Below are 8,477 nucleotides of genomic sequence, written 5' to 3' on the forward strand. Positions count from 1 at the left end.
ATCTCCGCACCCCGCTGCTTCGAGATCGAGGCCCGGCTGCGAGAGGCCCTGGACATCCCCGTCTTCCACGACGACCAGCACGGCACCGCGATCGTCGTGCTCGCCGCCCTGACCAACGCGCTGCGCGTGGTGAACAAGGGCATGGGCGACATCCGCGTCGTCATGTCCGGTGCGGGCGCGGCCGGCACGGCCATCCTCAAGCTGCTTCTGGCGGCGGGTGCGAAGAACGCGGTCGTGGCCGACATCCACGGCGTCGTGCACGCCGACCGCGAGGACCTCAAGGACGCGGACAAGGACTCGCCGCTGCGCTGGATCGCCGACAACACCAACCCCGAAGGCCTCACCGGCACCCTCGCGGAGGCCGTGGTCGGCGCCGACGTCTTCATCGGCGTCTCCGCGCCCAACGTCCTGGACGGCGCGGACGTCTCGGCCATGGCCGAAGGGGCCCTCGTGTTCGCGCTCGCGAACCCGGACCCCGAGGTCGACCCGGCGATCGCCCGCCAGACGGCCGCCGTCGTCGCCACGGGCCGCTCGGACTTCCCCAACCAGATCAACAACGTCCTGGTCTTCCCCGGCGTCTTCCGCGGCCTGCTCGACGCCCAGTCGCGCACGGTCAACACGGAGATGATGCTGGCCGCCGCCACGGCCCTGGCCGACGTGGTGAGCGAGGACGAGCTCAACCCGAACTACATCATCCCCAGCGTCTTCAACGACAAGGTCGCGGGCGCCGTCGCCGGTGCCGTACGCGACGCCGCGAAGGCCACCACCGCCCAGCACTGACCGGCAGCCACTCTCGGCCGGGCAGCCTGCCCGGCCGACCCCCTCAGAAAGATGCGCCATGCAGTTGATGCGTATCGGACCCGCCGGGACTGAGCGCCCCGTCGTCCGCCACGACGCCCACACCTACATCGACGTCTCCGACCTCGTCGCCGACTACGACGCGGCGTTCTTCGCCGCCGGAGGCGCCAGCCTGCTACAGGAGAGTGTCGCCGTACGCCGCGACGCCGGTCTGCTGCACCACTTCGCCGGACAGCGCGTCGGCGCTCCGATCGCCCGCCCCCACCAGATACTCGGCGTCGGAGCCAACTACCGCAGCCCGCACACGGACACACCCGCACCGGACGAACCGCTGGTCTTCTCCAAGGCCCCCAACTCTCTGTCCGGCCCCCATGATCCCGTCCTCATACCCCGCGGTTCCCACCACACCGACTGGGAAGTCGAGATCGGCATCGTCATCGGCTCACGCAGCCACTATTTGACCGACACCCGCGAAGCGCACGCCGCCATCGCCGGATACGTCCTCGTCAACGACATCAGCGAACGCCGCTTCCAACGCGAGCGCGGCGGCCAGTGGCTCAAGGGAAAGTCCGCACCCAGCTTCAACCCCTGCGGCCCCTGGCTGACCACCGCAGATGCCGTAGCCGACCCGCTGAACCTCGATGTGTGGCTGGAGCACAACGACGTCCGCCACCAGGACGGCAACACCCGCGACATGATCTTCACCCCCGCATGGATCGTCCACCACCTCAGCCAGTTCATGGTTCTGGAGCCCGGCGACCTCATCAACACCGGAACCCCCTACGGCGCCGGCAAAGACCTCACCCCGCCCCGCTACCTGGCCTCCGGAGACAGCCTCACCGCCGGAGCAGACGGACTGGGCACTCAGCACCAGAGCATCATCGCCGCCCCCTGACACCCCCACTTCAGCAAGGACAGCAGCATGCTGGGAGTCCTCACCGGCTTCCTTGTGATCGCCATGGTCATCGCCACCGGATACCTCATCGCGCGCCGCGCCTACCTCGGCGACGACGGCAGACAGGTACTCAACCGCCTCGCATTCCACGTCGCCACCCCCTGCCTGCTCTTCACCACCCTCGCCGCAGCAGACCTTGGCACCCTCATATCCCAATCCCAGCGCCTCCTCGTCACCGCCCTCGCAACCCTCACCACCGCAGGCGTCTTCATCACCATCGCCCGGCTCAACGGCTGGGGCACCGGCCACATCACTATCGGCGCCCTGTGCTCCAGCTACGTCAATGCCGGCAACCTGGGCATCCCGATCGCCGTGTACGTCCTGGGTGAGGCGTCACTTGTCGCCCCCGTGCTCCTGCTCCAGCAGATCCTCATCACCCCGATCGCCCTCACCGCCCTCGACCTCAACCGATCCGGCGAGCCCCAACCCCTCCTGCGCCGTCTCACCACCCCTCTGCGTAACCCCATGGCCGCCGCCGCCCTGGCCGGCACCGCACTCTCTGCGACTGGACTGACGGTTCCGCGGCCCGTTCTGGGGCCTTTAACCCTTATCGGCAACATGTCCGTCCCCGCCGTTCTGATGGCCTTCGGCATGTCCCTGCGCGGCCGCGGGCTGCCAGCCCGCGGGCTGCATCGTCCCGCCATCGTGCTGTCCGCGAGCCTCAAAACAGCCTTCCAGCCCCTTATCGCCTACGGGCTCGGCGCCACCCTGTTCCACCTCGCGCGCCCGGCGCTCCTCGATGTAGCCGTGATCGGCGCGCTACCCGCAGCCCAGAACCTCTACACCTACGCCTCGCAGTACCGCACCGGCGAAAACCTCGCCCGCGAATCCATCCTGCTTTCCACCATCCTCGCGGTACCCGCCCTCTTCACCATCGCCGCGCTGTTGGGATGACTCGTGCCCTCACCTCGAGGACCGCGCAGCAAATCCTCGACGGCCGTTTTCCCCCGCCGACGGATGACCGCAGTCGAGAACAGCAACGTGCGGGCACTACGAGCGGGGACACCATGACGAGCTGAGCGTCGTAGTTGGCGAACGGTGCCAGATAGGCCACTCAGTCTCACCCGCGCGCGACCCGGCGGGGCGGGGGAGAGGGTGGTGTTGTGGAGTACCCGGTCGAGGTCGCGCTGGCGCAGCAGGTTCCAGCCCTGCCCGAGGGGCCGGGGTGGTGGTTCGAGGCGAAGCTGGACGGTTCTCCAGACACCTGAACTTGTCTCCGAGCCTCTCCGTGCACGGCACGGCATTCCACTGCACTGCGCTTGCAGGTGGGGGCGGCTGCTTGAAGCAAGCTCTGTTTTCGCTCTGCAGCCGGGGGCGGGCGGGGCCGGCCGCCTGCAGCTTCGAGCTTCTAGTGCAGCTCGAGCTCCCACTTTTGGAATGGCGGCTCGACCTGGTATTCGGGGTCGCAGTAGCGGCGGATCCACTGGGCTGCCCTGTACTGGGCATCCCCATCGTTGACGACTTCGCCGGCTTCGTCGACCTGGAGGACATTGGTGTAGATAGCGAAGACCTGCTCGAAAGCCGAGGCCGACGCCATGAGGCGCGCTTTGTAGTCGACCCCGTCGAAGTCGAGAAGGTCCAGATCGATCGTGCCGTTGGCCAGGTAGAAGGCGAAGAGCCGGATGGACGCCCGGACGTCGACTGGTAGGTGCGTCATGAGGTACATCCTGAACCGCGCAGCGCCTTTAGTGCTTGGTCATTTTCCGGGATCCGGACGCCAGTTGGTGTCCCATGAGACAGACCAAAGTCTGGAGAAGGACGGCGACCGAGGCGTTCTGTGGCGGCGCGACACGGTCCGCATCCAGACCCGCTCGGGCCGCGATGCGACGCAGCAGTGGCTCGACATCGCCACCGCCGCCATGGAGCTCCCGCCCGACACCGTCCTCGACGGCGAACTGGTCATCTGACGCGAGGGCCGGACCGACTTCGGCGCCGTTCGCTCGCGCGCCTCGGCACGCGGCCGGCGCCTGGCCGACCTCATGGCCCGCTACCCCGCCAGCTACGCCGCGTCCGACTGCCTCATGATCAACGGCCGAGACCTCCGCGGCCGCTCCTACCTGAAGAGACGCGCCGCGCTGCTGGACGTGCTCGAACCACTCGGCCCGCCCTTGCAAGCCGTGCCTGCGACCGACGATATCGACGTGGCACGCGTGTGGTTCGCCGTCCTGCCCGAACAGGGCGTCGAAGGCATCGTGGCCAAGCGCGCAACGGGCCTGTACCGGCCGGACCGTTCGTGGCGGAGGGTCCGGCACAGCGAGACCGTTGACGCCGACGTCGTCGGCTACACCGGCACCGCAGCACGCCCCAAGAACCTGGCTGTGCAGCTCCCGGACGGCCGTATCGCCCTCACTCAGACTCTGCCCCCGCCGCTGGCCTCCCAGGTCGCTACGCACCTGCCTGCCGCCGCTGGCCCGGAACAGCATGCGCGCACCAGCACGGGAGACAGCTACACCACCGTGGCCCGCGGCCTGGTCGTCGAAGTCGCTGCCGGTACGACACGGCACGCGGTCGTCCGCGCGACGCGCGTGCGATAGGTGCGGCCGTCACCGCACGTGCTGCCGCCCTCCGCGGATCGGCGCGCTCTCCGTCTCACTCTTCCTCGTCGTCACGGGCCGGGATGGGAGTGATGGGGTTTAAGGGCTGGTTGGTGTCAGTGGTCCGGGTTACGGTGGGCCCGAACGAGCAACAGGGGGCATCACGGCTGGTCAGCAGCAGGCACAACGGGGTGGCCGACCCCCGGGGACCACACTCAGGACAACGGCCTGACCGTCCGGCAGGAGCGCGTCCTGCGCGCGATGCAGAAGAGCCTGCGGGAGCGCGGCTATCCGCCGTCGATGCGTGAGCTCGGCGAGGCGGCGGGACTGTCCAGCACCTCCTCGGTGAGCTTCCAGATCGGCTTACTGGCGAAGAAGGGCCTGCTGCGCAAGGACCCCCACCGCCCCCACGCCTACAGCCTGACGCGCCGGGGCGAAGCCGCACTCGCCCCCACCTCGTGGGCCTTCCCGGAGGAAGACGGACACCGCGTGACCGTGCCGGACGAGACGGTGCAGGCTCCGCTGGTGGGCCGGATCGCTGCCGGCGTGCCCATCACAGCCGAAGAGCACATCGACGACGTCTACACCCTCCCCCGTCAACTCGTCGGTAGCGGGGAGGTGTTCGCCCTGACCGTGCAGGGCGATTCGATGGAAGGCGCCCACATCGTGTCGGGCGACCGGTCATCGTTCGCAGCCAGCAGGTGGCGGAGAGCGGGGAAATCGTCGCCGCGATGCTCGACGGCGAGGCCACCGTGAAGCGCTTCAAACGAGAGGGCACGCACCTCTGGCTGACCGCAGAGAATCCCGCCTATCAGCCGCTGCGCGCAGACGAAGCGACCATTCTCGGCAAGGTCGTGATGGTCCTGCGAGGCCTGTAACCGGAGAGGCTGCGGTGACTCGTCCCGCGTCGCGATCCTGTGAAAACGCCCCGCGGAACGGGGGGCGTCTCTATGCTTGCCCGGCCGCAGCGCGGTGATCCACAGGGGGACCGTCATTGGGGGATGCGATGGCAGCGCAGGCTCGTCCGGGCACGGTGATCGGTGAACGCTACGTCCTGGCCCGCCTGCTCGGAGCCGGCGGCTTCGGTCAGGTCTGGCAGGCACACGATCAAATCCTCAAGGTGGACGTCGCGGTCAAACAGGTGCGCCTCGACGAGGCGATACCCGACGAGGTGCGCACGGAGCTGATGGCCCGCGCCGCCCGCGAGGCCGGGCACGCCGCCCAGTTGCGCGATAACTCGCACATCGTCACCGTGTACGACGTCATCGAGATCGACGAAGGCCCATGGCGTGTGCCCTGGATCGTCATGCAGTGGGTCGACGGACATTCCCTCGCCACGGAGCTCAAGCGCAACGGCCCCCTCACCCCGGAGCGCACCGCTCAGGTCGCCGAGGCTCTGCTCGACGCATTGCACGATGCACACCAAGCAGGCATCGTGCACCGCGACGTCAAGCCGGCCAACGTGCTGCTCGGCCCAAAGGGGTCGATCCTGCTCGCCGACTTCGGTATTGCCTTCACGCGGAGCGATCCCCGGCTCACCCGCACCGCTGCCGTCATCGGCTCGCCCGCCTACATGGCGCCGGAACGCTGGCAGGGAGCCGAGGGCGATGGCCGAGCCGATCTCTTCTCGCTCGGCGTCACCTTGTACGAGGCACTGGAAGGAGCCCTCCCCTTCCCCGCAGGCAACCCTGCCGCCGCGTCGTCACAGGAGCCCGAGCCGATGAAACGGCCCGGGAGGCTGGCCCCGCTGGTCCTTGCCCTGCTGGAGAAGGACCCGGCCCGGCGCCCGACCACGGACACGGCACGAGGCATGCTGCCTGCCCCATCCAGGCCGCTCGGCCCCAAGACCAAGACCCTGGAGACGGCCGGATCCGGCGAGCCGGTGCGCCTTACCGCCAAACGCAGCGACATCAAGCAGCGGTACTCGGAGTCCGCTGGAGAAGTTGCCGGATGGGTGGGCATGGCGATCGGTGCGCTCATGGGCGCTGTCACTGCCCCGAAACCGGTCCTGAGCCTGGACTGGCCGGATATCGAAATCGGCTTCGACAACCGCTGGGGCAACGCCGGAGCGGGAGCCATGGTGGGCTACTCCCTGTTCTACGTCATTTTCTGGCTGGTCGGCAGGATGGCCGGAGCCGGCGCTCAGCCCGACGTGATCACTCTCGACGAGCGCGGCCTGACCGTTACCACGTGGAGTGGCAACCAGGAGCGCCGCGTCGCAGAGGACGGCACCGTCGAGTCCAGGCCCAGAACCTTCGCTCTGCGCTGGGAGGCGCTGGAGCGCATCGCCATAGAGCGCCCGAAGAACCCGAAGAAGCCGGAGCCCCTTGCCGTCGCTGTGTGGTTCCGGGCATCGAACCAGCCCTCAAAAGAGTGGCGCAGCAGACACGGTGCTACGAAGCGAGAAGGCGGCGGCCTCTTCATCTACCACGCCAGTTCCAGCCCACTCACCATCAACCCCGAGCGATTGCGCGACCCCCTGAAACGCTATGCGAACGAGATTTACAAGGACCCACACGACATCCCCGATCCATAGGACTTCGGTGCCTTCCTCCTCCGCCGCTGGCACATCCCACAGCCTGGCCGCGTGAGGAGGGAAGGTCATCTGGAGTGCGAGAGGTCGCGGCGTGCGATGACCAGAGCACGCCATTGTTCACGCACGGTCTGTTCGTCTTCGAGCCAGTTGAGTTCCGTGTCTGGGGAGTGCGATACGGGGCGGGTATTCATGAAGCAGGCGAGGTCGAGGCAGTCCCACACCGGCGGACCTCATGGCGCGCCTCGTCTTCGACCCCGACGAACAAGCAGCCCTGCGCGCCGACGCCCGGGACCACGCAATCACCGACCCCGGCGTCGCCTACGTCCTCGAGCTTCTCGCCTCCGAGGGCGTCGATCTGGAGAAGTCCGCCGACTGGGAAGACCTCCGCACCCGCGCCGGCCTTCCCGCGCGGGAGCCGAGCAGCGCCGCCTAGGGCTGTCCGGCCGATCATGTGACAGAGGCAGACGGAGACGGCGGTATTGCCTGTTTGCTGAGGGGTTACAGGTACGCTGACTCCATCCTGCCTGTGAACTGGCCGCCTACTTGACTGGCGAGCCAATGGACACGGGAGATCTGGTCACCGTCCCGGTCCCGGGCGTGCACGTGGATGGTGTGGTCCTGCGACGGATCGTCCTGGTAGAGGTCCCGGGAATTCACTGTCAGCGTGAGGTACGCGTACTTCTGCGAGATCGCCTTCAGCCCCGCTTCGGGAACCGCAGGCCACGCGTCCAGGTCCCACCGAACAGCTCCGGCATCTGATCCCAGGGCGGCGATGAAGGGCTCGGCGAGGTCCAGCGGACGACCCCAGTCGAACACTTGGATCGGCAGGCAGTCTGCAGGGTTGTCGTCGGCCTCCGACGAGCCGTACTCCTTGCCGGCTGACGCCCACCATTTGAGGTCGGGCAGTACGTGACGTACTTGCGCCAGGACATCCGGCGACCTGATCACGGCTTCGAAGTCGACCTCTCCCTGACCGATGTCTGCGATGTCCAGCAGGGCGCGCACCGCACGTATCGCTTCAGGCAGGTCGGCGGTGGTGAGGACAGCAGCCGCAGCAGAGTTACTCATCCCGGAACCATAGACGGCCCTCACAGACCGGCCCTCGCAGTTGTCATGACCGGAGCCATATCGCAAGCGACGCTTTGGGGTAAGGGCTGGCGGTGGGTCGGTGTGGGCACCCGCCGCGTGCTGATGTGCCCGCACGATGGTGGAGTCGACTGAGACGTCCCAGTCGATCTCCCCCTCCGCGTCGGCCGCCGCCTGGACCTGCTGAAGCAGACGCTCCCACGTCCCGTCGGCCGACCACAGCCGGTGCCGTTCGTAGACCGTCTTCCACGGCCCGAACCGTTCCGGCAGGTCACGCCAGTGAACACCTGTCCGCACCCGGTGCAGATCCCGTCGATCACCTGCCGGTGATCCCTCCACCGGCCACAACGCCTGTTGCCGACCGGCAGAAAGGGCCGGAGCCGTTCCCACTCGGCATCACTCAGATCACCCCGCCCCATGTTCCGCCTCAACGACCTGGTCGCCGAGTCGTCACATGATCGGCCGGACAACTCCTAGTGTCCCGCGTCGGAGATCCGTCGTTAGTTTGTGTATGACTGCTTCTGCGGATGTGCCGGTGCCTCGTCGTGGTCCGAAGTTGGAACCGTTG

At 67.7% G+C, this 8,477-nt stretch carries 7 protein-coding genes and 3 pseudogenes; 8 read left to right on the top strand and 2 right to left on the bottom strand.

The window, feature by feature from the left end:
* The 3 genes from ACIREE_RS42325 to ACIREE_RS42335 all read left to right on the top strand — a co-directional run.
* Positions 1-780: NADP-dependent malic enzyme (locus tag ACIREE_RS42325; RefSeq protein ID WP_404164897.1), on the top strand; the 780-nt coding region annotated here is incomplete at its 5' end.
* 67 nt (positions 781-847) lie between these two features.
* Entirely contained in the window at positions 848-1,693 is an 846-nt protein-coding gene (locus ACIREE_RS42330; protein ID WP_404164899.1) for a fumarylacetoacetate hydrolase family protein, read from the top strand.
* Between the two features lie 27 nt (positions 1,694-1,720).
* Positions 1,721-2,647: an AEC family transporter gene (locus tag ACIREE_RS42335; RefSeq protein ID WP_404164901.1), complete on the top strand. Its 927-nt coding sequence runs from the start codon at positions 1,721-1,723 to the stop codon at positions 2,645-2,647.
* A 454-nt stretch (positions 2,648-3,101) separates the two neighbouring features.
* On the opposite strand, the gene ACIREE_RS42340 is transcribed toward ACIREE_RS42335, so the two are convergent.
* A complete protein-coding gene (locus ACIREE_RS42340) occupies positions 3,102-3,410 on the bottom strand; it encodes a hypothetical protein (protein ID WP_404164903.1) in 309 nt (102 codons plus the stop codon).
* 67 nt (positions 3,411-3,477) lie between these two features.
* On the opposite strand from ACIREE_RS42340, the gene ACIREE_RS42345 reads away from it, so the two are divergent.
* The 5 genes and pseudogenes from ACIREE_RS42345 to ACIREE_RS42365 all read left to right on the top strand — a co-directional run bounded on the left by ACIREE_RS42345 (position 3,478) and on the right by ACIREE_RS42365 (position 7,256).
* Positions 3,478-3,660: a hypothetical protein gene (locus tag ACIREE_RS42345; RefSeq protein WP_404164905.1), complete on the top strand. Its 183-nt coding sequence runs from the start codon at positions 3,478-3,480 to the stop codon at positions 3,658-3,660.
* A gap of 24 nt (positions 3,661-3,684) precedes the next feature.
* Positions 3,685-4,287: pseudogene (locus tag ACIREE_RS42350) on the top strand (ATP-dependent DNA ligase); the annotation flags it as partial.
* 228 nt (positions 4,288-4,515) lie between these two features.
* Positions 4,516-5,165: pseudogene (lexA, locus tag ACIREE_RS42355) on the top strand (transcriptional repressor LexA).
* 128 nt (positions 5,166-5,293) lie between these two features.
* A complete protein-coding gene (locus ACIREE_RS42360; protein ID WP_404164907.1) occupies positions 5,294-6,823 on the top strand; it encodes a serine/threonine-protein kinase in 1,530 nt (509 codons plus the stop codon).
* Between the two features lie 232 nt (positions 6,824-7,055).
* Positions 7,056-7,256: a hypothetical protein gene (locus tag ACIREE_RS42365; protein ID WP_404164908.1), complete on the top strand. Its 201-nt coding sequence runs from the start codon at positions 7,056-7,058 to the stop codon at positions 7,254-7,256.
* Positions 7,257-7,996: 740 nt separating this feature from the next.
* On the opposite strand, the pseudogene ACIREE_RS42370 reads toward ACIREE_RS42365, so the two are convergent.
* A pseudogene (locus tag ACIREE_RS42370) lies at positions 7,997-8,328 on the bottom strand (IS5 family transposase); the annotation flags it as partial.
* Positions 8,329-8,477 lie beyond the last annotated feature (149 nt).

Origin of the sequence: Streptomyces sp. NPDC102467 (assembly GCF_044765445.1) — a bacterium.
GTDB lineage: Bacteria > Actinomycetota > Actinomycetes > Streptomycetales > Streptomycetaceae > Streptomyces.